The 24,234-nt window shown below is 61.7% G+C and carries 20 protein-coding genes and 1 tRNA gene; 14 read left to right on the plus strand and 7 right to left on the minus strand.

Going from position 1 to position 24,234, the window contains the following annotated elements:
- The first annotated feature begins 103 nt into the window (after positions 1 to 103).
- The 9 genes from fes to ATE40_RS22350 all read left to right on the plus strand — a co-directional run bounded on the left by fes (position 104) and on the right by ATE40_RS22350 (position 13,004).
- Positions 104 to 1,483 (plus strand): enterochelin esterase, encoded by a 1,380-nt coding sequence (gene fes / locus ATE40_RS22310; RefSeq protein ID WP_072271055.1) that lies wholly within the window; start codon positions 104 to 106, stop codon positions 1,481 to 1,483.
- Positions 1,458 to 1,664, plus strand: a complete 207-nt coding sequence (locus ATE40_RS22315) for an MbtH family protein (protein WP_019453420.1) — start codon at positions 1,458 to 1,460, stop codon at positions 1,662 to 1,664. Before fes ends, ATE40_RS22315 begins: the two co-directional genes overlap by 26 nt.
- A gap of 32 nt (positions 1,665 to 1,696) precedes the next feature.
- Positions 1,697 to 5,641, plus strand: a complete 3,945-nt coding sequence (locus tag ATE40_RS22320) for an enterobactin synthase subunit F (RefSeq protein WP_063919664.1) — start codon at positions 1,697 to 1,699, stop codon at positions 5,639 to 5,641.
- A gap of 175 nt (positions 5,642 to 5,816) precedes the next feature.
- Positions 5,817 to 7,085 carry an enterobactin transporter EntS gene (entS, locus tag ATE40_RS22325; RefSeq protein ID WP_019453418.1) on the plus strand — a complete coding sequence of 423 codons (1,269 nt, stop codon included), beginning with the start codon at positions 5,817 to 5,819 and terminating at the stop codon, positions 7,083 to 7,085.
- Between the two features lie 212 nt (positions 7,086 to 7,297).
- Positions 7,298 to 8,503: an isochorismate synthase gene (locus ATE40_RS22330; protein ID WP_063919665.1), complete on the plus strand. Its 1,206-nt coding sequence runs from the start codon at positions 7,298 to 7,300 to the stop codon at positions 8,501 to 8,503.
- Positions 8,504 to 8,510: 7 nt separating this feature from the next.
- Entirely contained in the window at positions 8,511 to 10,139 is a 1,629-nt protein-coding gene (locus ATE40_RS22335) for a (2,3-dihydroxybenzoyl)adenylate synthase (protein ID WP_063919666.1), read from the plus strand.
- A 3-nt stretch (positions 10,140 to 10,142) separates the two neighbouring features.
- Complete coding sequence (locus tag ATE40_RS22340; protein ID WP_016929399.1) at positions 10,143 to 11,003, plus strand: isochorismatase; 861 nt, start codon at positions 10,143 to 10,145, stop codon at positions 11,001 to 11,003.
- Positions 11,004 to 11,246: 243 nt separating this feature from the next.
- Entirely contained in the window at positions 11,247 to 12,266 is a 1,020-nt protein-coding gene (gene yncE / locus ATE40_RS22345; RefSeq protein WP_370456249.1) for a 7-bladed beta-propeller protein YncE, read from the plus strand.
- A gap of 120 nt (positions 12,267 to 12,386) precedes the next feature.
- Positions 12,387 to 13,004: a DUF2238 domain-containing protein gene (locus tag ATE40_RS22350; protein ID WP_063919667.1), complete on the plus strand. Its 618-nt coding sequence runs from the start codon at positions 12,387 to 12,389 to the stop codon at positions 13,002 to 13,004.
- 97 nt (positions 13,005 to 13,101) lie between these two features.
- Here ATE40_RS22350 and ATE40_RS22355 read toward each other — a convergent pair whose 3' ends face one another.
- Positions 13,102 to 13,728 carry a helix-turn-helix transcriptional regulator gene (locus tag ATE40_RS22355; RefSeq protein ID WP_004929586.1) on the minus strand — a complete coding sequence of 209 codons (627 nt, stop codon included), beginning with the start codon at positions 13,726 to 13,728 and terminating at the stop codon, positions 13,102 to 13,104.
- A 316-nt stretch (positions 13,729 to 14,044) separates the two neighbouring features.
- Here ATE40_RS22355 and ATE40_RS22360 point away from each other — a divergent pair, with 316 nt between their 5' ends.
- From ATE40_RS22360 to ATE40_RS22380, 5 genes are all read left to right on the plus strand, one after another.
- A complete protein-coding gene (locus ATE40_RS22360) occupies positions 14,045 to 15,319 on the plus strand; it encodes a cation:dicarboxylate symporter family transporter (protein ID WP_063919668.1) in 1,275 nt (424 codons plus the stop codon).
- Between the two features lie 54 nt (positions 15,320 to 15,373).
- Complete coding sequence (locus ATE40_RS22365) at positions 15,374 to 15,763, plus strand: RidA family protein (RefSeq protein WP_063919669.1); 390 nt, start codon at positions 15,374 to 15,376, stop codon at positions 15,761 to 15,763.
- Between the two features lie 21 nt (positions 15,764 to 15,784).
- On the plus strand, positions 15,785 to 16,756 hold the full coding sequence (locus ATE40_RS22370) for a threo-3-hydroxy-L-aspartate ammonia-lyase (protein WP_063919670.1): 972 nt from the start codon (positions 15,785 to 15,787) through the stop codon (positions 16,754 to 16,756).
- A 26-nt stretch (positions 16,757 to 16,782) separates the two neighbouring features.
- On the plus strand, positions 16,783 to 17,289 hold the full coding sequence (locus ATE40_RS22375) for a YbaK/prolyl-tRNA synthetase associated domain-containing protein (protein ID WP_063919671.1): 507 nt from the start codon (positions 16,783 to 16,785) through the stop codon (positions 17,287 to 17,289).
- 119 nt (positions 17,290 to 17,408) lie between these two features.
- Positions 17,409 to 17,831: a hypothetical protein gene (locus tag ATE40_RS22380; RefSeq protein ID WP_230329028.1), complete on the plus strand. Its 423-nt coding sequence runs from the start codon at positions 17,409 to 17,411 to the stop codon at positions 17,829 to 17,831.
- Between the two features lie 232 nt (positions 17,832 to 18,063).
- On the opposite strand, the gene ATE40_RS22385 is transcribed toward ATE40_RS22380, so the two are convergent.
- The 6 genes from ATE40_RS22385 to aspA all read right to left on the minus strand — a co-directional run bounded on the left by ATE40_RS22385 (position 18,064) and on the right by aspA (position 24,029).
- Positions 18,064 to 18,139 (minus strand) — tRNA-Phe (locus tag ATE40_RS22385).
- Between the two features lie 160 nt (positions 18,140 to 18,299).
- Positions 18,300 to 18,875 carry a division control transcriptional repressor DicD gene (gene dicD / locus ATE40_RS22390; RefSeq protein WP_015376374.1) on the minus strand — a complete coding sequence of 192 codons (576 nt, stop codon included), beginning with the start codon at positions 18,873 to 18,875 and terminating at the stop codon, positions 18,300 to 18,302.
- 39 nt (positions 18,876 to 18,914) lie between these two features.
- On the minus strand, positions 18,915 to 20,633 hold the full coding sequence (locus ATE40_RS22395) for a protein-disulfide reductase DsbD (RefSeq protein ID WP_063918005.1): 1,719 nt from the start codon (positions 20,631 to 20,633) through the stop codon (positions 18,915 to 18,917).
- Positions 20,609 to 20,932 (minus strand): divalent cation tolerance protein CutA, encoded by a 324-nt coding sequence (gene cutA, locus ATE40_RS22400; RefSeq protein ID WP_015376376.1) that lies wholly within the window; start codon positions 20,930 to 20,932, stop codon positions 20,609 to 20,611. The genes ATE40_RS22395 and cutA overlap by 25 nt, the downstream gene beginning before the upstream one ends.
- A gap of 109 nt (positions 20,933 to 21,041) precedes the next feature.
- A complete protein-coding gene (locus ATE40_RS22405) occupies positions 21,042 to 22,343 on the minus strand; it encodes an anaerobic C4-dicarboxylate transporter (RefSeq protein WP_033654882.1) in 1,302 nt (433 codons plus the stop codon).
- A 249-nt stretch (positions 22,344 to 22,592) separates the two neighbouring features.
- Positions 22,593 to 24,029, minus strand: coding sequence for an aspartate ammonia-lyase (aspA, locus tag ATE40_RS22410; protein ID WP_004929659.1), 1,437 nt, complete (start codon positions 24,027 to 24,029; stop codon positions 22,593 to 22,595).
- Between the last annotated feature and the right edge of the window lie 205 nt (positions 24,030 to 24,234).

The following is a 24,234-nucleotide window of genomic DNA, read 5'->3' on the forward strand; positions in this document are numbered from 1 at the left end:
ATTATTATCAATAGTATTTGGCGTACAGTGCGTTCGGGCGGTGGCCGGCGATAGGGAAAAGTCGACGTTCCCGGTGCCGCCAACTACAAAATGGGTAGGCGTTGTGAATACAGAACTACAGTCAGAAAGCAGCAGATTATTGGCCAGCAGCAATGCGGGCAGTCCAGGGTGGTGGTTGACGGTGGCACGACGCGGTACGCCATGGGTAGAACCGGCGGGTAACGGCCGGTGGCGAACCACCTTTTTCTGGCGCGATCCTCAGGGATGCGAATTGACCTCCGCCTACCGTCGCGTGTGGATCAACATCAACTGCCTGACCGACCATCATCAGCCGAATCCGCCGCAAAGCCTGCAGCGTTTGGCCGGCACCGACGTGTGGTACTGGCAGACCGAGCTGAGCGGCGCCTGGCGCGGCAGCTACTGCTTTATCCCCTGCTTTGACGAGCGGCCGCCGGCGTTCAGCGGCGACGATGCGCACGCCAACATGCACAACCTGCGGCACTGGTGGCACCAGGTGTTCGCCAGCGCCACCCCCGATCTGCTCAACCCGTACCGCTCCTGGCAAAGCGCCAGCGGCCACAGCGTCTCCGGCCTGCACATGCCGGATGCGCCGCCGCAGCCGGTATGGCGTTCATTCGATGAGTATGAAATAGCCAGCGGGCGCTGCACGCCGCCGCTGCCGGCGCGTTTGCAGCGCCATACCTGGCAGAGCGAGCGTCTCGGCAACAGCCGCGACGTCTGGATTTACACCACCGGCGACAGCAAGCCGGCCGAGCGCCCGTTGGCTATCCTGCTCGACGGCCAATTCTGGGCGAAGCAGATGCCGGTCTGGGAGCCGCTGATGCAGCTGACCCGCGAAGGGGCGTTGCCGGAAGCGGTGTATGTGCTGATCGACATCATCGATCTGCCGCACCGGTCGCGCGAACTGACCTGCAAAGACGACTTCTGGCTGGCGGTGCAGGAAGAACTGATGCCGCAGCTGGCCGACTGGGCGCCGCACAGCGACAAACCGGCCGATACGGTGGTGGCGGGGCAAAGCTTTGGCGGCCTGGCCTCCCTGTATGCCGGGCTGCGCTGGCCGCAGCGCTTCGGTGCGGTGATCACCCAGTCCGGTTCCTACTGGTGGCCGCGGCGCGACATGCTGCAGCTGCCGAGCATTCCCGACGACGCCTGCTGGCTGATGCAGCAGGTAGAACGTCACGGCCTGGGCAACCACGGCGCGCTGAAGGTCTTTATGGAAGCCGGTTCGCAGGAAAAGCTGGTGCATCGGGTCAGCGGCGAAATGGCGGCACGCCTGAGCGACGCCGGCCATCGGGTGCACTACCGGGTGGTGGAAGGCGGGCATGACGCGCTGTGCTGGCGCAGCGGCCTGACCGACGGGCTGCAGGCGGTATGGGCTTCCGCTTTCGCCACAGCTTATCCGGCATCGGCGACGGCAACGGCACGAGGAACACATGATGGAAAGCCTGAATCCGTTCGATGATCTACAGCAGCGCAGCCTGGTGCTGCGCAACGTACAACAACAATACAGTTTGTGGCCGGATTTCCGCGCCATTCCGTCCGAGTGGACGATCGTCTTCGGCCCGGCGGCGCGCACCGAGTGCGCCGAATGGCTGGAACAGCATTGGCAAGACATTCTGCCGGTCGCAGCACGCGAGGCGTGACCGGCGCCAGGTAATCACGGGAGCAATAAGCAGTGTCACACACCCCTAACTCTCTCAGCGGCCCGGCGCTTGCGGGCGAATGGCCGCTGGTCGCGGCGCAACCCGGCATTTGGGTCGCCGATCAAATTTCCCCGCATCGCAATGCTTACGCGGTGGCGCACGCCATCGAACTCAACGGCCCTGTCGCCGTGGAACCTTTGCTGCAGGCCATTACTCAGGGCCTGGGCGAGGTGGACATGCTGCGCCTGCGTTTTGCGGAACGCGACGGCGTGCCGGTGCAATGGCTGGATGACACGCTGGCGATACACGCGCCGGAACTTGTCGATCTGACGATGTCGCCGGACCCCGAAGCCGCCGCGCGCGCGCTGATGGATATCGATCTGGCGAGCGATCTGCGCGCCGGCAGCGGCGCGCCGCTGTATCGTCATGTGGTGATGCGCCTGGCGGATGACCGCTGGTTCTGGTATCAGCGCTATCACCATCTGCTGGTGGACGGTTTCAGCTTCACCGCCATCGCGCGCCGCGTGGCGGCGATTTATAGCCACCTTTGCCGCGGCGACGCGCTGGAACCGACGCCTTTCACGGCGTTCAGCGACGTGGTGGCGGAATACCAGGCTTACCGGGAGGCCCCGGCCTGGCAGCGCGACGCCGATTTCTGGCTCGAAAAAGCACGGCAGCTGCCGCCACCGGCCACGCTCTGCCCGCAGCCGCTGGCCGGGCAAACGCCCACGCCGCGCATCCACCGGCTGGAACAGCGCTGCGATCCGCAGGCCTTCGCCGAACTGGTGCAGTGCGGCGCGCAGCAGAAGCTGAACGCCGCCGATATGGCGGTGGCGCTGGTGGCGCTGTGGGTGTCGCGTCTGAGCGGTCAACCGAGCTTCAGCGCCGGTTTTATCTTCATGCGCCGTACCGGATCGGCCGCCCTGTGCGCCGCCGGCCCGGTGATCAACGTGCTGCCGATGGAGATGCACCTCGAGCCGCAGGCCACGCTCTATGAGGCCGCCACCCGCATCAGCCGCGAGCTGAAAACGGTGCGCCGCCATCAGCGCTACGATGCCGAACAGGTACAGCGCGATCTGGGGCGCATCGGCGACGGCGAACCGCTGTACGGTACGGTCTTCAACTTCAAAATGTTCGATTACCAGCTGGATTTCGCCGGTATCGAAGGCATTACCCACGATCTGGCCTCCGGGCCGGTGCGCGATCTGGAGATTGCGCTGTTTATCGACGAACACCATCAGCTGAAGGTTGAACTGCTGGCTAACGCCGAGCGTTACAGCCGTCAGGAACTGCTGGCGCATCTGCAGCGGTTGCCGCTGCTGCTGGCGCAGTTCGCCGCGCAGGCAACGTTGCCGATCGGCGAAGCCGATATGCTGACCGCCGACGATCACGCGCTGCTGGCGCGGGTCAACGACACGGCGCACCCGGTGCCGGCGACCACGCTGAGCCAGCTGCTGGCGCAGCAGGCGAAAACCACGCCGGACGCACCGGCGCTGGCGGATGCGCATTTCAGCTTCACCTACCGCGAAACGCGCGAGCAGGTCACGGCGCTGGCGCGCCAACTGGTGGCGCAGGGCGTGCGACCGGGCGACATCGTGGCGGTGGCACTGCCGCGTTCGGTGTTCCTGTCGCTGGCGTTGATGGCGATCGTGGAAGCGGGCGCCGCCTATCTGCCGCTGGACACCGGTTATCCGGACGAGCGGCTGGCGATGATGCTGGAAGACGCCGCGCCGCGGCTGGTCATCACCAACCCGGCGCAGCAGGCGCGTTTCGCCGACAAGGGCGAAATCTTGCTGTATGACGCGCCGCTGGCGGCCAATCACGCCGCCGGGGTGGCGATCGCGGGCCCGACGCCGGACCATGCGGCCTATATCATCTTTACCTCCGGCTCCACCGGGCGTCCGAAAGGCGTGCTGGTCGGCCATCAGGCGATCGTCAACCGTTTACTGTGGATGCAGCACCAGTACCCGCTGGGGGCGGACGACGCGGTGCTGCAGAAAACGCCATGCAGTTTCGACGTCTCGGTGTGGGAATTCTTCTGGCCGCTGATGGTCGGCGCCCGGCTGGTGATGGCGCCGCCGGAGGCGCACCGCGACCCGCAGCAGCTGCAACAGCTGATCGCACACCATCGCATTACCACGCTGCACTTCGTGCCGTCGATGCTGGCGGCCTTCGTCGCTGCCCTGGACGACGACGCGGCGGTGGCGAGCTGCGCCGCGCTGCGCCAGGTGTTCTGCAGCGGCGAAGCGCTGCCGGCGGAGCTGTGCCGCCTGTGGCAAAGCCGCACGGCGGTGCCGTTGCACAACCTCTACGGCCCGACCGAGGCGGCGGTGGACGTGACCTGGCATCCGGCCTACGGCGACGCGCTGGCGAAGGTGACCGGCGCCAACGTGCCGATCGGCCTGCCGGTATGGAACACCGGGTTGCGCATTCTGGACGCGCGCCTGCGGCCGGTGCCGCCGGGCGTGGCGGGCGATCTGTATCTGACCGGCGTGCAGCTGGCGCACGGCTACCTTGGCCGGCCGGATCTGACCGCCAGCCGCTTTGTCGCCGATCCGTTCGGCGAGGGCGGACGGATGTACCGCACCGGCGACGTGGCGCGCTGGCTGCCGGACGGCGCGGTGGAATATTTGGGCCGCAGCGACGATCAGCTGAAGATCCGCGGGCAGCGTATCGAGCTGAGTGAAATCGACCACGCCTTGCTGTCGCTGCCGGGCGTGCGCCAGGCGGTGACGCACGCGCTGGTGTTGCAGGGTACGCCGGTGGACGCCGGCGGCGATGCGCGCCAGCTGGTGGGTTATCTGGTGATGCAACCCGGCGCGAGCTGGGATGCGGAAGTTTTGCGTGCGGCGCTGGCCGACCGCCTGCCGCCGCACATGGTGCCGGTGGCGTTGGTGGAAATGCAGGATTTGCCGCTGAGCGCCAACGGCAAGCTGGATCGCAAGGCGTTGCCGCAGCCGCAGGGCGGTGAACGCAAGGCAGGACGGCCGCCGCAGGCCGGGTTGGAAAGCGAGATCGCGGCGGTATTCGCCCGTTTGCTGCAGCGCGAGCAGGTGTTCGCCGACGACGATTTCTTCGCGCTCGGCGGCCATTCGCTGCTGGCGATGCGCCTGGCGGCGGAGCTGCGCCGCGATCTGGGCAAGGCGGTGTCCGTCGGCCAGGTGATGGTGGCGTCGCGCGTTGAGCAACTGGCCGCCTTGCTGGCGGAAGATCGCACGCAGGAAGAGGCCGATCGCAGTGGCTTCGACAGCGTGTTGCCGCTGCGCGTCACCGAGGGGCCGACGCTGTTCTGTCTGCATCCGGCATCCGGCTTCTCCTGGCAGTTCAGCGTATTGCCGCGCTATCTCGACCAACACTGGTCGCTGGTCGGCATCCAGTCGCCGCGGCCGGATGGCCCGCTGGCGCTGAGCGAAGACATGGATCAGGTAGTGGATGCCCACTTGCAGACGGTGTTGCAGGTGCAGCCGCACGGGCCGTACCACTTCATCGGTTATTCGCTTGGCGGCACGCTGGCGCAGGGCATCGCCGCCCGGCTGCAGGCGCGCGGCGAGCAGGTGGCGTTCCTCGGCCTGCTGGATACCTATCCGCCGGAGACCCAAAACTGGGACGTGATGCTGGACGACAACGTGTTGAAGGAAGTGCAGCGCGAGCGCGAGCAGTTCCTGGCGGTGTCGCAGGACACGCTCGATCCGGCGCTAGGCGAGACGCGCACGGCGATGTTCGACAACATCGAAGCCAACTACGCCGATTCGGTGCGGTTGCTGTCGCGTACCCGCACCGCCCGTTTCCACGGCCAGGCGACGCTGTTCGTCGCTAAACGCACGCTGCAGGAAGGGATGGACGTGCAGCAAACCTGGTCGCAGTACGTTGATGCGCTGCAGGCGCAAGAGCTGGACTGTGCGCACGTCGATATCGTTTCGCCGGCGTCGTTCAAAGTGCTGGGGCCGCTGCTGAACCGGATCTTGCGCACGCTGTAATGACTCCCTCATCCCGCCGCCAGACACGGGGATTATCCCGCGTTTGGCGGCGTTTCTTGCGGTCGCTCACAATTGAATATCAATGAGTTTTATTATCATTATTGATTTCGTCATCTGTGCTAGCATAGCGCCCCGCAACTGCAGAATCCCCGTTTAAAGATGTGGTGAACAACCGATGAGTAGCAAACCCTCCATCCTGCTTGATTTTAGCCTGCTGAAAACCAACCGGGCTTTCCGCGCGGTGTTCTGCGCGCGCTTTATCTCCATTGTGGCGCTGGGGTTGATGGCGATCGCCATCCCGGTGCAGATCCAGGCGTTGACCGGTTCCACCCTGCAGGTCGGGCTGGCGGTGACGCTGGCCGGCGGCGGCATGTTCGCTGGGCTGCTGATGGGAGGGGTATTGGCCGATCGCTATGAGCGACGCCGGCTGATTCTGTTTGCGCGCTCCACCTGCGGCGTCGGTTTTGTCGGCCTGTGCCTCAACGCCCTGTTGCCGTCGCCTTCGCTGGCGGCCATTTATCTGCTGGCGGTGTGGGACGGCTTCTTCGGCGCGGTGGGGGTGACGGCGCTGCTGGCGGCCACGCCGGCGTTGGTGGGCCGCGAAAACATCGTGCAGGCGGGCGCCATCAGCATGCTGACGGTGCGCTTCGGCTCGATTCTTTCTCCGGCGATCGGCGGCCTGGTGATCGCCCATATGGGCATCGCCTGGAACTACGGTCTGGCGGCGTTCGGCACCCTGCTGACGTTGCTGCCGCTGCTGAGCCTGCCGCAGCTGATGCCGCCGCCGCAGCCGCGTGAACACCCGCTGCGCGCGCTGGCGGGCGGTTTCGCCTTCCTGTTCCAGAACAAGGTGATCGGCATGGTGGCGCTGATCGGCGCGCTGCTGACCATGGCCAGCGCGGTGCGCGTGCTGTACCCGGCGATGGCGGAAGGTTGGCACATCGACGCTGCCCACCTCGGTTATATGTACGCCGCCGTGCCGCTCGGCGCGGCCATCGGCGCGTTCACCAGCGGGCGCGTGGCGCACGTGGCGCGCCCCGGCTGGGTGATGCTGCTGACGGCGATCGCGGCGTTCGCCGCCATTGGCCTGTTCGGCCTGATGCCGTGGTACAGCCTGGCGTTGCTGTGTCTGGTGGCGTTCGGCTACCTGAGCGCGCTGAACTCGCTGCTGCAATACGGTCTGATCCAGAGCCTGACGCCGGACAACTTCCTCGGCCGCATCAATGGCCTGTGGACGGCGCAGAACGTGGTGGGCGATGCGCTGGGCGCGTTGCTGCTGGGGGCGATGGGCGCCTTTATGCTGCCGGCGATGAGCGCCAGCGGCTTTGGCTTCGGCGCGGCGGCGCTCGGCATCCTGCTGTTGTTCGCCATGACCGGTTTGCGTCAGGTCACGATGCACAAACCGGAGCCGCAGAACGAGCCTCAGCCGGCCAGTGAAAAGTAACTCAATGCGTTAATTCGACGCTGTGGGATCAAATAGCAATGCTTATCATCGGCATGCGTAAAACCCACAGCGTTTATGTCATGATTTCGAAATGAAAGAAGTGCTTACGTTTATTGACATAGCAAATATCGGCGAGTAATTTAGCGCGGAATTAACTCAAATGATAATCATTATTATATTGGTTATCACTTCAAATTCTTGAGGGCGAAGCGATGGATACTGCCGTGAACGACATCAATCGAAAGGAAGTGCAGGAGTGCGAAGAGCAGCGATTTGCCGCTGATTTTTCTCCGGCGTCGGGCTTCTTCTTTACTTCTCCTTTCCGCAGTCTGACCACCACCGGTTGTTTCAGCCGCATTCGCCTGCCGGCCGCAGACGGCGCCGATCTGAACGGCGAGTTCCAGCGCAGCGTACGGCAGGCGTTTGCCGAGGCCCGACAGGCCGGCATCAAAAAGCCGCTGCTGTGCGGCGCCATCCCGTTCGATACCCGGCAGCCTTCGGCGCTGTTTATTCCGCAGCAGAGCCGCTGGTTCGATCGCGCCGCCTTTATGGCCGGCGTTAGGCCGGCGGCGGACGGGCCGGAGCTGGCCGGGGTAACGGAGCTGCCGCCACAGCAGCCGTTCATGAACATGGTCAGCGACGCCGTCGACGCGATGAAGGCCGGTGAGTTGGACAAAGTGGTCTTGTCGCGCCTGCTGGAGATCGAAACACGTCAGCCGGTGGATCGCCATGCGCTGATGGCGCGCGTGATTGCCCAGAACCCACACGGTTTCCATTTCCATGTGCCGCTGGAGCAGGGCGCACTGTTGGGCGCCAGCCCCGAATTGCTGCTGCGTCAGGACGGCGGCCGTTTCTATTCCAACCCGCTGGCCGGTTCCGCCCGGCGCGAGGCCGACCCGCAGCGCGATCGCGAAGTGGGAGAGCGGCTGATGGCCTCGGCGAAAGATCGCCACGAGCATCGCATCGTCACCGAAAGCATGCGTGACGTGCTGGCCGGCCGCTGCCGCTACCTGAACGTGCCGCAAACCCCTGAATTATTGACCACCACCACGCTGTGGCATCTCTCCACGCCGATCGACGGCGAGGCGGCATCTCCCGACGAAAACGCCCTGTCGCTGGCCTGCCTGTTGCACCCGACGCCGGCGCTGTGCGGCATGCCGACGGCCCAGGCGCACGCCCTGATCGGCAAGCTGGAGCCGTTCGATCGCGGCCTGTTCGGCGGCATCGTCGGCTGGTGCGACGACGAAGGCAACGGCGAGTGGGTAGTGACTATCCGCTGCGGCACCGTTGACGGCAACCGGGTACGGCTGTTCGCCGGCGCCGGCATCGTGGAAGACTCTTCACCCGAATCTGAATGGCATGAAACAGGCACCAAACTCAGCACCATTCTGCGTGCCTTTGGTATGAATCAAGGATAACGACAAGATGAGCATTGCCTTTACCCCCTGGCCGGCGGAGTTCGCCAGCCGCTATCGCGAGCGCGGCTACTGGATTGACAAGCCGCTGACCGAGATCCTCGAACGCCAGGCCAACAACGACGCTCCGGCGATCATCGACGCCCAGAGCAGCCTGTCCTACCGCGAACTGCAGCAGCGCTCCGATCGCCTGGCGGCCGCTTTGCTGCGCCGCGGCGTGAAATCCGGCGACACCGCACTGGTGCAGCTGGGCAACGTGGCGGAGTTCTATATCGTGTTCTTCGCGCTGCTGAAAATTGGCGTGGCGCCGGTCAACGCGCTGTTCAGCCATCAGCGCAGCGAGCTGAACGCCTATGCCGAGCAGATCAAACCGGCGCTGCTGATCGCCGATCGTCAGCACGCACTGTTTGCCGACGATCAATTCCTGAGCGCCTTCCGCGATACGCATCCTTCGCTGCGGGTCGTGGCGCTGCGCAGCCAGGCCGAGGGTGAGCTGGCGCTGGCCGCCTGGCTGGACGAAGCGAGCGACGATTTCGTCGCGCAGCCTTCCGCGGCCGATCAGGTGGCGTTCTTCCAGCTTTCCGGCGGTAGCACCGGTACGCCGAAGCTGATCCCGCGCACCCACAATGACTACTACTACAGCATTCGCCGCAGCGTGGAGATCTGCCGTTTCGATGCGCAGACCCGCTATCTGTGCGCGCTGCCGGTGGCGCACAACTACCCGATGAGTTCGCCGGGCGTGCTGGGCGTGTTTTATGGCGCCGGGCTGGTGGTGTTCGCCGCCGATCCGGACGCCGGGCAATGTTTCCGCCTGATCGAACAGCACCAAATCAACGTGACGGCGCTGGTGCCGCCGGCGGTCACGCTGTGGCTGCAGGCGATCGAAGAGTGGGGCGGCAATGCCCAGCTTGCCAGCCTGAAACTGCTGCAGGTGGGCGGCGCCAAGCTGGGCGAAACGCTGGCGGCGCGCATTCAGAACGAAATCGGCTGCCAACTGCAGCAGGTGTTCGGCATGGCGGAAGGGCTGGTGAACTACACCCGACTGGACGACGACGAGCGCCACATCCTGGCGACGCAAGGGCGGCCGATGTCGCCGGACGACGAGGTATGGGTGGCGGATGACGACGGCAATCCGTTGCCGGCGGGCGAGGTCGGACGGTTGATGACGCGCGGGCCTTACACCTTCCGCGGTTACTACCAGAGCCCGGCGCACAACGCCGATGCTTTCGACGCCGACGGTTTCTATTGCTCCGGCGATCTGATCAGCATCAGCGAAGACGGTTACATCACCGTGCAGGGGCGGCAAAAAGACCAGATCAACCGCGGTGGGGAGAAGATCGCCGCCGAGGAGATCGAGAACCAGCTGCTGCGCCATCCGGACGTGATCAATGCCGCGCTGGTATCTATGCCGGACGCGCTGATGGGGGAGAAGAGCTGCGCCTATATCATCGCCAACGCGCCGCTGAAACCGGTGGTGCTGCGCCGTCACCTGCGTGAACAGGGCGTGGCGGACTTCAAACTGCCGGATCGCTTTATTCAGGTGGACAGCCTGCCGCTGACCCCGGTCGGCAAAGTGGACAAAAAACGGCTGCGCCAGCAGCTCGAAGCGCAATTACAGACTCAGGCTCAGGGAGATTAATCGATGGCCATTCCAAAACTTAATGATTACGCGCTGCCGACGGCGGACGAACTGCCGCAAAATAAAGTCACCTGGCAGGTGGAGCCGCAGCGCGCCGCGCTGTTGATCCACGATATGCAGCAGTATTTCCTCAACTTCTGGGGCGAGGACAGCGCGCTGATTAAACAGGTGGTGGAGAACATCGCCAACCTGCGCCGCTACTGCAAGCAGCAGGGTATTCCGGTGTTCTATACCGCGCAGCCGAACCAGCAGAGCGATGAAGATCGCGCGCTGTTGAACGACATGTGGGGGCCGGGCCTGAACAAGCACCCCGAGCAGCAGGCGGTGACCGCCGCGCTGGCGCCGGACGAAGACGATACGGTGCTGGTGAAATGGCGCTACAGCGCCTTCCATCGCTCGCCGCTGCAGGAGATCCTGCAGGAGTCCGGCCGCGATCAGCTGATCATCTGTGGCGTGTATGCGCACATCGGCTGCCTGACCACCGCCATCGACGCCTTCATGCGCAATATCCAGCCGTTCATGGTGGCCGATGGCCTGGCGGACTTCTCGCGCGACGAACACCTGATGGCGCTGCGTTACACCGCCGGCCGCTGCGGCCGGGTGGTGACCACCGCGTCTCTGTTGCCGGCGGCCGGTATCGCCAGCATCGATGCGCTGCGTCAGCAGATCCTGCCGCTGCTGGACGAAGACAGCGAAGACATGGGCAACGATGAAAACCTGATCGATTACGGGCTGGATTCGGTGCGCATCATGGAGCTGGCGACTCGCTGGCGCAAGATCCGCAGCGACATCGACTTTATCGCGCTGGCGCGCAACCCGACCATCGACAGCTGGTGGGCGCTGCTTTCCGAAGAGAAAGCCTGATTTTTAATAACGATAATGCGGCGGCCGTCTGGTTTGACATAAAGCGCCGCTCTTTTGAGCCATATCCAAAATAGTTGCATCTGCATCAAGGCGGCAAGAACGTGAGTCCCCAGGAGCTTACTCAGGTAAGTGACTGGGGCGAGCGAGCGCAGCCAACACCGATGTAGCTGCAAGTATGAAGGATATAAGGAGATTTTGATGAATACTTTGATTACCAAGGGAAAACGTGCGGCATTCCCGCTGATGCTGCTGTCCACGCTGCTGTTCTCCAACACCTTGCAGGCGCAAACCGCGCCGGAAGTGCTGCGCAAGCCGGTCGGCAAAGGCGCTTATGAAATGGCTTACAGCCCGAGCGAAAACGCGCTCTACCTGGCCACCTCGCAGAGCCGCAAGCTGGACAAGGGCGGCATCGTCTACCGTCTGGATCCGACCACGCTGGATGTGACCCAGATTATCCATAACGACATCAAGCCGTTTGGCGCCGCCGTCAATGCCAAGACCGGCACGCTGTTCTTCGGCAACACCGTCAATAACTCGGTAACCGCGATCGACGCCAAAACCGGCGACGTGAAAGGCCGCCTGGTGCTGGACGCGCGCCAGCGCTCCGAAACCGTTAAGCCGCTGGCGCCGCGTGAACTGGTGGCGGATGCCGACAGCGACACGCTGTACATCACCGGGCTGGGGGATTCCAGCGTGGTGTGGGTGGTGGACGGCAAGGATCTGACCCTGCGCGCTACCGTGACCGACACCGGCAAATACGGCACCGGCCTGGCGCTGGACGCCGCCGCCAAACGCCTGTATGTCACCAACGCCGACGGCGAGCTGGTGACCATCGACACCCAGAGCAACAAGGTGCTGTCGCGCAAGAAGCTGGATGAGTCTAAAGAGCACTTCTTCCTGAACATCAGCCTGGATACCGCCACTCACCGCGCTTTCATCACCGATTCCAAGCAGCCGCAGGTGCTGGTGGTGGATACCCGCAACGGCAACATCCTGAGCAAGATCGACGTGCCGGAATCGCTGGCGGTGCTGTTCAACCCGGCGCGCAATGAGGTTTACGTTACCCACCGCCAGGCGGGCGAAGTGAGCGTGATCGACGCCAAGAGCTACAAGGTGCTGAACACCATCAAGACGCCGACCCATCCGAACAGCCTGGCGCTGTCGCCGGATGGCCAAACGCTGTATGTCAGCGTCAAACAGGCTTCCAGCCGCGAGAAAGAAGCGACCGCGCCGGACGACGTGATCCGCGTAGCGCTGAAATAATCTCACCCAGATAAGCACACCTCGAACAGGCGAAGCGGCGACGCTCCGCCTGTTTTTTTTCGCCGTGCGATCTGCGGTATAAAGAGGGGATTGCCTTATTGACCCGAAGGAACGTTGGATATGCCCGTTTCACGCTCTCCGCTGTTGTTGTCTGTGATCACCCTGCTGCTGCTGGCGGCGCTGATCCACAGCGGCATTCATCCTTACGATCGCACCACCTGGCTGATGGAAGTGGCGCCGGTCTTGATTGTTTTGCCGCTGCTGTGGCTGACCCACCGCCGCTACCCGCTGACGCCGCTGCTCTACACGCTGATTTTCTTCCACGCGCTGATTCTGATTTTCGGCGGTATGTACAGCTATGCCCGCGTGCCGCTGGGGTTTGAGGTGCAGCAGTGGCTGGATCTTGATCGCAACCCGTACGACAAATTGGGGCATTTCTTTCAGGGATTGGTGCCGGCGCTGGCGGCGCGCGAGATCCTGCTGCGCGGCGGCTATGTACAGGGGCGCAAGATGCTGGGCTTCGTGGTGTGCTGCATCGCGCTGGCGATCAGCGCCCTGTATGAGCTGATCGAATGGTGGGCGGCGCTGGCGCTGGGCCAGGGCGCCGACGAGTTTCTCGGTACTCAGGGTGACCCGTGGGACACCCAGTCCGACATGTTCTGCGCGCTGCTCGGGGCGATATGCGGCCTGTTGCTGTTCGGGCGCTGGCAGGATCGGCAAATCGCTCGCTTAGGCTGATAAACCTCAAATGATCACATAGCAATAGCCCGCCGTATGGCGGGTTTTCTATGAAAAAACGTAAAGTAACCAGGTGGGGCTGAAAGGCGTCGCCTTTTCACTCTTCTTTCGCATAGAGATACACCGAAGCGCGGGAAACGCCGAGGTGCTGCGCCACGATTTCCATCGCCTTTTTAACCTCGAGCAGACCTTGCTCCCTCAGTTCCTGAATCAACCGCTTTCTCTCCGGCGTTTTCAGCGCGCGCGGCGTGGTGGCGTGGCGTGCGGCGAAGCGATCGATACGGTTGCGGATGGCCTCCGCGCCGCTGGGCTCCAGGTGTTCCGTCACCGCGCCGGCCGCCGTTTGCGTGAACTGCGCCAGCGCGCTTTGCATGCCGCGGAACAGCGTCATATCAACGTTCAAACAGAGTGCGGCGACGTAGTCGCCCTGCGCATTCTTGATGCCGATCGAGGTGCTTTTCGCCGGGCGACCGTCGGCGAACTGGTTGCCGTAGTTGGCGATCACGCTGGGAAACTCCGCCGAAGCGATGCGAGCCAGGCCAAGTTCCGTCGCCGCTTGGCCGACTTCTCGTCCGGACAGGTTGTTGTGGATCGCCAAAATGGCGTGTTCGGGATTTTGCAGATCGTGAACCACCACTTCGCAAAACGGCGCGAAGGTGGCGCTCAGCCCCTCGGCAATCACGTTTAACTGGGATAACAGCAAATTTTCCGGCACTTCAGGCATAGGGCACTCCGATCACTCTCTTGGCGGCGTTGGCTCATTTCGAACCAGATCCAGATGAAGAACATACCACAAGTGCGGCGCACGGCGGTTTTCATCTGGCGCCTGGCGACACTAAAAATGATCCTGCTCCCAATTCTGCACTTCCCGATTAGCATTTGACTGTCGCGCAGGTATATAACATCATCATTGGACTTATTTTCTAATTTTAGATTATTTGTTTTGAGTATGACAATGTTCGTGCGTTAAAAGCCGTATCGCACACACCGGGGTTTTTCAGCGCTAGCTTCAACGGCCCGCAAGGGCATGGAGAACAATAATGTCTGCAACTTCAGTCGTCGGTTCTGCACGAAAACCTTTTTACTCCACGCTGACCTTTCAGTTAGTGGTAGGGCTGGCGGCCGGTGGCGCGCTGGGAGTGCTGTGGCCGCAAATTGGCGCTCAGCTCAATCCGCTGGCGGCGGCCTTCGTCAAGCTGATCAAAATGGTGGCCGGCCTGATTGTGTTTCTCACCGTGGTGGCCGGTTTTGCGCAGGTTAAACGCGGTGCCGGCGTTGGTCGCCTGGGCATGATCTCGGTCTGTTATTTCGAAGCGGTCAGCACGTTGGCACTGCTGATCGGCCTGGTGATGGGCAATCTGTTTGAGCCGGGCAAGGGGCTGGCCTTGCATGCTGATGCCGCCACGGTGCTTAAACCGGCGGAGCCCCTGCAAGGCGTGGACTTCGTGATGAGCATTATCCCGAAAACGGTGGTTGATGCGTTGGCCAGCGGCATCATGCTGCAAATCTTGTTGGTGGCTCTGCTGTTTGGCTATGCGCTGTACGCAATGGGCGATAAAGGCAAGCCGGTGGTTGATTTGGTGAATCTGCTTACCGAAGCCACCTTCAAAGTGGTCAATATCATCCTCAAGCTGGCGCCCGTTGGCGTATTTGGCGCGGCGGCGTTCATGCTGGGCAAATACGGCATTGGCGCGCTGATGCCGGTGATGAAATTGGTGGGGCTGGTCTATCTGGGGTGTCTGTTCCTCATTGTGGTGGTGTTTTCCGTGGTGGCCTGGTTGACCCGTTTTAGCCTGTTCGGTTTCTTAAAACTCATCAGGGAAGAGCTGATCATCGCCTTTACCACCACCTCATCGGAAGCCGCCTTGCCGGGCCTGATGAAAAAACTTGAATTGGCCGGCTGTAGTAAAGCCACCGTCGGTTTTGTCGTGCCGACCGGTTACTCCTTGAATCTGGACGGCTCTTCAATCTACATGACGTTAGCGGCGCTGTTTATCGCTCAGGCCGCCGGTTTGGAGCTGAGCCTGGCGCAACAGGCCGGCCTATTGATGGTGTTTCTGCTGACCTCGAAAGGCGTAGCCGGCGTGACGGGCGGCGCTTTCGTCACGCTGTCCGCTTCGCTGTTGATGTTTCCAGAGATACCGATGGAGGGGCTGGCGCTGATTCTTGGCGTGGATCGCTTGATGGATACCATGCGTACGTTGACCAACGTGGCCGGCAACGGCGTGGCGACCATGGCGATTTCTTACTGGCAGAAAGAGCGTGTGGGTTTTCAGGTGAGGCTGCCTGAAGCTGCCGTGCGCAAACCCGTCTGAATGCCGCCCTGCGCGGTTGCCGCAGGGCTTTTCGAACCTGTGCAAGGATTAAATATGAAGCATGATGTGGTTTACAACGGATCCGGCGGCTTTCCTCCCGCCGGTCATTACTCACCCAGTTGCACGGCCAATGGGGCGGTCTATATCTCTGGCCAATTGCCGATCGCCTTTTCCGGTGAGAGTCTTGCCGGCGAACCTTTCGCGCGGCAAGTCCGCCAGGTGCTCGACAATCTGGATGCCTGCCTGGCAGGGGCCGGCGTCGGCCGCGCGCAACTGGTTCAGGTGCGCGTCTATCTGACGGATATCGATTTGTGGCCGACCTTCAATGCGCTGTATGCCGAATGGATCGGCGAGTTTCGCCCTGCGCGCGCGGTGGCCGGCGTATCGCAGCTGCATTATGGCGCCGCCGTGGAAGTGGAAGCTGTCGCGTTGGCCGCCCTTTAACCCTTACTGACAGGTAACGCTATGACCGATTTGATTTTACCCGTTTATGACGACGTGGCCGCCGCCGCCGCGCGCATCAAGGATTATGCTCACCGCACGCCGGTGCAGACTTCACGCACGGTTGACGACGATTTCGGCGCCAGCGTATTTTTCAAATGCGAGAACCTGCAGCGCATGGGCGCCTTTAAATTTCGCGGTGCGATGAATGCCTTGCTGCAGTTTTCTCCGGCGCAGCGCAAGGCCGGGGTAGTGGCCTTTTCTTCCGGCAATCATGCACAGGCGATCGCGCTGGCTGCCAGGCTGCTCGACATTCCCGCCACGATCGTTATGCCGCACGACGCGCCGGCGGCCAAAGTGGCTGCGACGCGCGGCTATGGCGGCAAAGTGGTGGAGTACAACCGTTATCATGAGGATCGCGAGCAGATCGGCCGGGATCTGGCGCAGCAACAGGGATTAACGCTGATCCCGCCTTACGATCATCCGCAGGTGATCGCCGGGCAGGGTACCGCGGCTAAAGAGCTGTTCGACGGGGTCGGCGAACTGGACGCGCTGTTCGTTTGCCTGGGCGGCGGCGGGTTGCTGGCCGGCTCTGCACTCGCCGCGCGTCGGCTGTCGCCGGGTTGCCGAGTCTATGGCGTAGAGCCTTTGGCGGGCAATGACGGGCAGCAATCATTCCGTACCGGCCGCATCGTTCACATTGAGACGCCGCAGACCCTCGCCGATGGCGCACAGACGCAGCATCTGGGCCAACATACTTTCCCGATTATCCGCCGGGACGTTGACGACGTTCTGACGGTGACCGACGATGAGCTGATTACCGCCATGCGCTTTTTCGCTGAACGGATGAAAATGGTGGTGGAGCCAACCGGCTGCCTGGGGTTCGCCGCCGCCTGCGCGCAGAAATCGATGCTGCGGGGAAAACGCGTCGGTGTGATCATCAGCGGTGGCAACGTCGACATTCGCCGCTACGGCGAGTTGCTGGCAGGTCAATAGAAACAGGCGGATGACGAGAGAGAACCATGGTGACAGACAAGACGGTATTTGAGCAGGTCGTGGCGCTGCTGAGCGCCGGAGAGGCCGCATTCCGGGTGATAGAACATCCGGCGGAGGGGCGCTGCGAAGCGGTAGCGGCATTGCGCGGCACCGAACAGGGGCAGGGCGCCAAGGCACTGGTGTGCCAAACGCGCATCGACGGAGCCAAGCATTACATTTTGGCGGTGCTGGCGGCGGACCGTCAGGCGGATCTGCAGCGGTTGGCGGCCGAGTTGGGCGGTAAAAAGGCGTCGTTGGTCAGCCCGGCGGAAATCGCGACCCTGACGGCCTGCGTGCCGGGGGCGATCCCGCCGTTCAGCTTCCACCCGCAGCTCAGGCTGGTCGCCGATCCGGAGCTGTTTGAGCGTTACGATGACATTGCGTTTAACGCCGGCGATCTGCAACGCTCCGTGGTGCTCAATGCGCAGGATTATCTGCGTATTGCGGCGCCTGAGTTTATTCATTTCGCGCGTACGGAGACGATGGCGGAGTGAGAAAAAGAGCGTCTGTTCAGACGAGTTGAACAACAACGCTGAACTGCCGTTTACCGCCGGTTCAGCGTTTTTATGCTATATCCTTTGTTCGGAACCGCTGGCTGAACGAGAGACTGAGTTTGATCACCAATCCCCTATCCCGCAAAGAATACGCAGTATGGATGTCGTTAACGATAGGGTTCAGCTTTGCGTGGTTAAATCTTTTAGAGCTCTATAACAACGACGCATTATTCTTTCAGAAATTGACGATTTCCGTCATCAATAACGTTTCGTTCGCCGATGTCATCGCCTCTTACCTGAGGCTGATTCTGTATCTTCCTTTCGGCGTGTTGGCGATCGTGCTGACGCTGCTGTTTTGCGCCCAGCGGTTATGCGATACCCGGTTCTTCGTGCTCGCCTGGCCGGTTTCTCTGGCGATCTTCCTGGCCTTTTGGTTCATCAACGTCGCTTTCCCCGGGCATCTCAATCTGGTATTAGCCGCCAAATCTTGCGTACTGGCGCTGATTGGGCTGATTCCGCCGAGCCAACGAAAGCCCGAATAATCGAACGCAGTTCGATGGAGAGTCCTGTCTCTGAAAAGCAAAAACCCAGCCATAGGCTGGGTTCTCTATATAGGGCGACCGGACTCGGACAACCGGCGCTGGCGCCGTGTTGAACAGCGCTTTAGCGCTGGCCCGCAGGGTGAGGCCTTTGGCCGAATAATCGAACGCAGTTCGATGGAGAGTCCTGTCTCTGAAAAGCAAAAACCCAGCCATAGGCTGGGTTCTCTAAATATGGTGCCCGGACTCGGAATCGAACCAAGGACACGGGGATTTTCAATCCCCTGCTCTACCGACTGAGCTATCCGGGCAACGGGCAGCATTAAACCGTATTGGCATAAAGCCGTCAACGGCTTTATGCGTGAAAGACGCTAAAATGCGTCCGGTTGCTGGCTTTTCAGGCAAAGGGCGCAAAAAATGCGCCTGTCAGAGAGAGCGCCTTGGGTTGGCTGCGCCGCCGACCCTGCAGATTCAGCTCAGCGCCCCGTTACGGCGGCATTGCGCCACCTGCAAGATGTCTTCCGCCAGCCGTTTGGCGACCGATACGTCCTGGAGCTGGCGTTTTACCAGCAGTTTGCTCAGGCAACCTTCCTGAATCAGCTCCATTTGCTGCGCCACCATATCGGCGTCGTCGGCGTCCATGTCGCGCAGCAGTTCGCGGGTCAGCTCCAGCGAAGTCAGCTTTTGCTGCTCCGCCAGTTGGTGGATCGGGTGATCCGTTTCCGGGAAGAAGCTGCAGGCGGCGATAAACAGGCAACCGGGGTAGCGGTCTTGCTGCACGTATTCCGCCAGCACGTCATAGCGCGCCAGCAGCTTTTGCTGCGGGCTCAGATTTTCGTCCAGCAGCAGCTGGCGGCGCCAGGTGTCTATCTGCTGGCCATGATAGCGCAGGCAGTCGTACAGCAGCGCTTCGCGATCCGGCCAGAACCGTTTGAGATCGCCGGGTTGAACGTCGAGTTTTTCCGCCAGCATCTCTAATGTGGCGGTCGCCAGGCCCTGTTGTTCCAACAGGCCCAGCGCGGTATCAAGGACGTGTTCACGTTGCACTTGTGCTTCCTCCCATTCACTTCCGATCTTCAGTGTCAGTTATCGCATCACTTTCTGCAAATGCGCGTTGAAGGCTTCCGCCTTCATAAAGCCGGTGACCCGCTCGGCCGCCAGCTCGCGGCCTGCCGGATCGAAGAACAGGATCGTCGGCAGCCCCAACACCTGCAGATGCTTCAGCAGCGCAGCCTGTTCTGCGCTGTTGGCGGTCACGTCCGCTTGCAGCAGCACCGCGTTGGCCAGGCTCGCCTGTACCGCCGCATCGCTGAAGGTGTATTTCTCGAACTCTTTACAGGCCACGCACCAGTCGGCGTACAGATCGAGCATCACCGGCTTGCCCCGCGCTTGTTGCAGCGCCAGATCGAGCTGTTCGACGTTGTTGATACGGGTAAAGGCCAGGTGCGGCTGAGCAGCCTGCTGCGCCTGGTCGGCGCCGAAAGCCCAATCTTGCAGCGGCCGTGCGGCGATCACCGCTGCCGCCAGCAGCAGCAGTTGCAAGGCGCGAGCCCAGCCGCGCGCGCTTCTCAGGCTCAGGGCGAAGGCCCAACCGAAGAATGCCAGGCCGAGCAGGCTCCACAAACGCATGCCCCACAGATCGCCGATCACTCGCTCCAGCAGGAACACCGGCAGCGCCAGAATGACGAAGCCGAAGGCCTCTTTCACGTACTGCATCCACGGGCCGCTGCGCGGCAGCAGGCGGTTGCCGAACAGGGTGACGATCACCAGCGGAATGCCCATCCCCAGCGCGTACAGGTACAGCGTGCCGCCGCCAGCCCACAGATTGCCGCTCTGGGCGATATACAGCAGGATGGCGCTGAGCGGCGCGGTGGTGCAGGGCGAGCAAATCAGCCCGGCCAGGGCGCCCATCAGGAATACGCCGGTCAGCGAGCCGCCGCGCTGGGTGTTGCTCCAGTTAGCCAGCCGGGTTTGCAGTGCGGAAGGCAGCTGCAGGGAATAGAGGCCGAACATCGACAGCGCCAGGGCGATGAACAGCACCGACAGGCCGATCAAGACATAAGGATGTTGCAGCGCCGCCTGGAACTGCAGCCCGGCGGCGGCCACCACCAACCCGAGCAGGGTGTAGGTGAGCGCCATGCCCTGCACGTAAACCACCGCCAGCGCCAGAATGCGGCCGCTGCTTTGCGGCCGGTCGCGGCCGAGAATGATGCCGGAGATCAGCGGGTACATCGGCAGCACGCACGGCGTGAAGGCGATACCGATGCCGATCAGCAATGCCCACAGCGGCGAGAACGGCAGGCTGGCCGGTGCGGCGGGCGCTTCAGCCGGTGCAGAGGCCGAAAGCGGTGCGGCTGCTGCGGCGCTGACCGCGTCCAACGGGATCACCCGGGTTTCCGGCGGATAGCAGAAACCGGCCTCGGCGCAGCCCTGATAGGTGACGCTGAGGCTGGCGTTGGCCGCCGCCTGTTGCAGCGGCACCTGCAGATTAAGCTGCTGCTTGAAGATGGCGACTTCGCCGAAGAACTCGTCCTTGTGGCTCAAACCTTCCGGCAGGGTAAAGGCGCCGAGCGTCGCCTGTTGCGGCACCAGTTTGATCTGCTGACGATACAGGTAATAGCCGGGGCGGATCTGCCAGTTCAGCGTCACCTGGCTGCCTTGCTGTTTGAAATCGAAAGCAAAAGCCCGATCGACGGGCACGAACTGGCTGCCGCCCGTCGGTGCGAACAGCGAGGCCTGCGCCGCCTGCGGCAGGAAGAACAGGCTGCACAGCAGCAAAATCAGTTTAATGAAGCGTTGATCCATGACAGGTAGTCTTTATCTCCGGCCATCACCGGCAATACCAGCAGCTCGGGCGTCTGGTAGGGGTGATGTTGTTTCAGGGTGTCGAGCAGGGCCTGCTGACGGCGGCGATCGCTTTTGAACAGCATCTGCACCTCGTATTCCTGTTCCAGCTTCCCTTCCCAGTAATACAGCGAGGTGGCGCCGGGCAGCAGCGTGGCGCAGGCCGCCAGCTTATCGCCCAAGACCCGCGCCGCCAGTTCCTGGGCGCTGGCTTCATCGGGTGCGGTACAGAGTATGACGACAGCTTCGCAATCAGACATCTTCAGCCCTCTCTTCGGTTCGAATGGGCACTATACCCTGAAGGCGGATTGGCTAGAAGGCGAGTTTATCGCCAGAAGGAAAACCGGGGCCGCAGCCCCGGTCGAAGCGTTACAGCATGATGCTGCCGAGCAGGAAGCCGAATACCACCGCGAAAATCACGCCCATGGTGCCGGGAATGAAGAACGGATGGTTGAACACGAAGCGGCCGATGCGCGTGGTGCCGGTATCGTCCATCTGCACCGCGGCGACCAGCGTCGGGTAGGTCGGCAGGATGAACAGGCCGGATACGGCAGCGAAGGAGGCGACGGCGGTCAGCGGCGACACGTTCAGCGCCAGCGCCATCGGCATCAGCGCCTTGGCGGTGGCGGCCTGCGAGTACAGCAGCGCCGAGCAGAAGAAGAAGATCACCGCCAGCAGCCACGGGTGCGCCTGAATGACGCTGCCTGCCGTCTCTTTGATCCAGTCGATGTTGGCCTGCACGAAGGTGTCGCCCAGCCAGGCGACGCCGAGGATACAGATACAGGCGCTCATGCCGGCCTTGAAGGTGCTGGAGTTCAGCACCATGTCGGTGTCGACGCGGCACAGCAGGGTAGTCAGCGTGGCGACGCTCAGCATGATGATCAGGATGGCGTTGGTGGTGTTCATCAGCGGCTTGGCCACCAGGCCCAGGCCCGGGCTGTTGATGATGGCGTAGGCTACCACGCACAGTACGCCCAGCAGGAACAGCAGCACCGAGGCTTTGGCGCGCGGTTTGATCTCCAGCGCGTTGTTGCCGCGCAGGGTGATCAGGCCTTCTTCCAGGCGTTTCAGGTAGACCGGATCGTTAGACAGCTTGGAGTCGAACAGCCAGGTCACCAGCAGCGACATCACCAGCACGGCGCAGAAGGTGGACGGGATCACCACCATCAGCAGGTGCAGGTAGCTGACGCCGTGGCCTTCCATCACCGAAGACATGTACACCACCGCGGCAGAGATCGGCGAGGCGGTGATGGCGATCTGGGCGGACACCACGGCGGTCGACAGCGGCCGGCAAGGCTTGATGCCCTGTTCTTTCGCCACTTCGGCGATCACCGGCAGCGCCGAGAGCGAGATGTTGCCGGTGCCGGCGAAGATGGTCAGGAAGTAGGTGACGATAGGGGCGAGAATGGTGATGTGCTTGGGGTTCTTGCGCAGCAGCTTTTCGGTCTGCTGTACCAGATAGTCCATCCCCCCGGCGACCTGCATGGCGGAGATCGCCGCGATCACCGCCATGATGATGGAAATCACGTCGAAGGGAATGCTGCCCGGCTTAACGCCGATCAGCGCCAGGACCAGAACGCCCAATCCCCCCGCGAACCCGATACCGATACCGCCCAACCTGGCCCCTAAAAAGATGGCCAGCAGAACGATAACCAATTCCAAGGCTAGCATAGTGTTTACTCCTTAAAATGAGATTTCCCGTCGTCCTTGAAACTGCATCGGTGTTGGCTGCGATCACTGACCCCAGTCACTTACTTGAGTAAGCTCCTGGGGACTTGCGCTCTTGCCGCCTTGATGCAGTCCCAATGATTTAGGGTGTAAATTGAAAATAAAACGTTAAAATTTTGTGGGCGCCGGAAAGTAAAAAGGCACGCTATCCAGAGGATTTAGCGTGCCTTTCAGGGCTACCGGGTAGGTCTGTTATTGTTCATTTTCATCCGTATAGCGTTTGGCTTTATAGGCCGGGTGCATCAGGTTCTCCACGGAGAAGATGTCATCCAGCTCGGCTTCGGTCAGCAGGCCGCGTTCCAGCACCACTTCACGCACGCTCTTGCCGGTTTCGGCGCAGATCTTCCCGACGATGTCACCGTTATGGTGGCCGATGAACGGGTTCAGATAGGTGACGATACCGATCGAGTTGAAGACGTAGTGTTCGCAGACTTCTTTATTCGCGGTGATGCCGTTAATGCATTTTTCCAGCAGGTTGTAGCACGCGTTGGTCAGGATGTGGATCGACTCGAACATCGCCTGGCCGATCACCGGCTCCATCACGTTCAACTGCAGCTGGCCCGCTTCGGCCGCCATGGTAACGCAAGTGTCGTTGCCAATCACCTTGAAACACACCTGATTGACCACTTCCGGCACCACCGGGTTCACTTTGGCCGGCATGATGGACGACCCCGCCTGCAGCTCCGGCAGGTTGATTTCGTTCAGGCCGGCGCGCGGGCCGGAGGAGAGCAGGCGCAGGTCGTTACAGATTTTGGACAGTTTCACCGCCAGGCGTTTGAGCGCGCTGTGCACCATCACGTAGGCGCCGCAGTCGGAGGTGGCTTCGATCAGGTCTTCCGCCGGCACGACCGGCAGGCCGCTGACTTCCGCCAGTTTTTGCACCGCCAGCGGCTGATAGCCTTCCGGGGTGTTGAGCGCGGTGCCGATGGCGGTGGCGCCCAGGTTCACTTCCAGCAGCAGCTCCGCGGTGCGGTGCAGGTTGCGGGTTTCTTCGTTCAGCAGCACGCTGAAGGCGTGGAATTCCTGGCCGAGAGTCATCGGCACCGCGTCCTGCAGCTGGGTGCGGCCCATCTTCAGGATGGTTTCGAACTCTTTCGCCTTGCGATCGAAGCCTTCGCGCAGTTGGTTGATGGCGTCGATCAGCTTCTGGTTGGAGGCGTACACCGCGATGCGGAACCCGGTCGGGTAGGCGTCGTTGGTGGATTGGCATTTATTGAGGTGATCGTTCGGGTTCAGGTATTGGTATTCGCCTTTTTGGTGGCCCATCAGCTCGAGGCCGATGTTCGCCAGCACTTCGTTGGTGTTCATGTTCAGCGAGGTGCCTGCGCCGCCCTGGAACACGTCCACCGGGAACTGATCCATGCATTTGCCTTTATCCAGCACCTCGTCGCAGGCCTGGATGATCACGTCGGCGATTTTGCGCGGGATGGTTTTAAGTTCTTTGTTGGCCATCGCCGCGGCCTTTTTCACCATCACCATGCCGCGAACGAACTCGGGGACATCGCTGATTTTGCTGTTGCTGATGTAGAAGTTTTCAATCGCACGCAGAGTATGAACTCCGTAGTAAGCGTCTGCGGGGACTTCACGTGTTCCTAACAGGTCTTCTTCGATACGAATGTTGTTTGACATGAGAACCTTCTCTATCTCTATGTGTTGCTGCCGAATTAATAATTTGTCAGGTCAAGGCTAAAGGGCACAGCCTAAATTAATATTGCCGAAGGCTTGGGGCGTGAAACGATTAACCAAATCGCCCGTTGCTGCCCAGATCATATGCTGGTTGGTAAGAAATGACTGAATCCAGATCACCTTATGGTGTTTAAGGATATGCCCTTTT

The sequence above is a fragment of the Serratia surfactantfaciens genome (assembly GCF_001642805.2).
GTDB lineage: Bacteria > Pseudomonadota > Gammaproteobacteria > Enterobacterales > Enterobacteriaceae > Serratia > Serratia surfactantfaciens.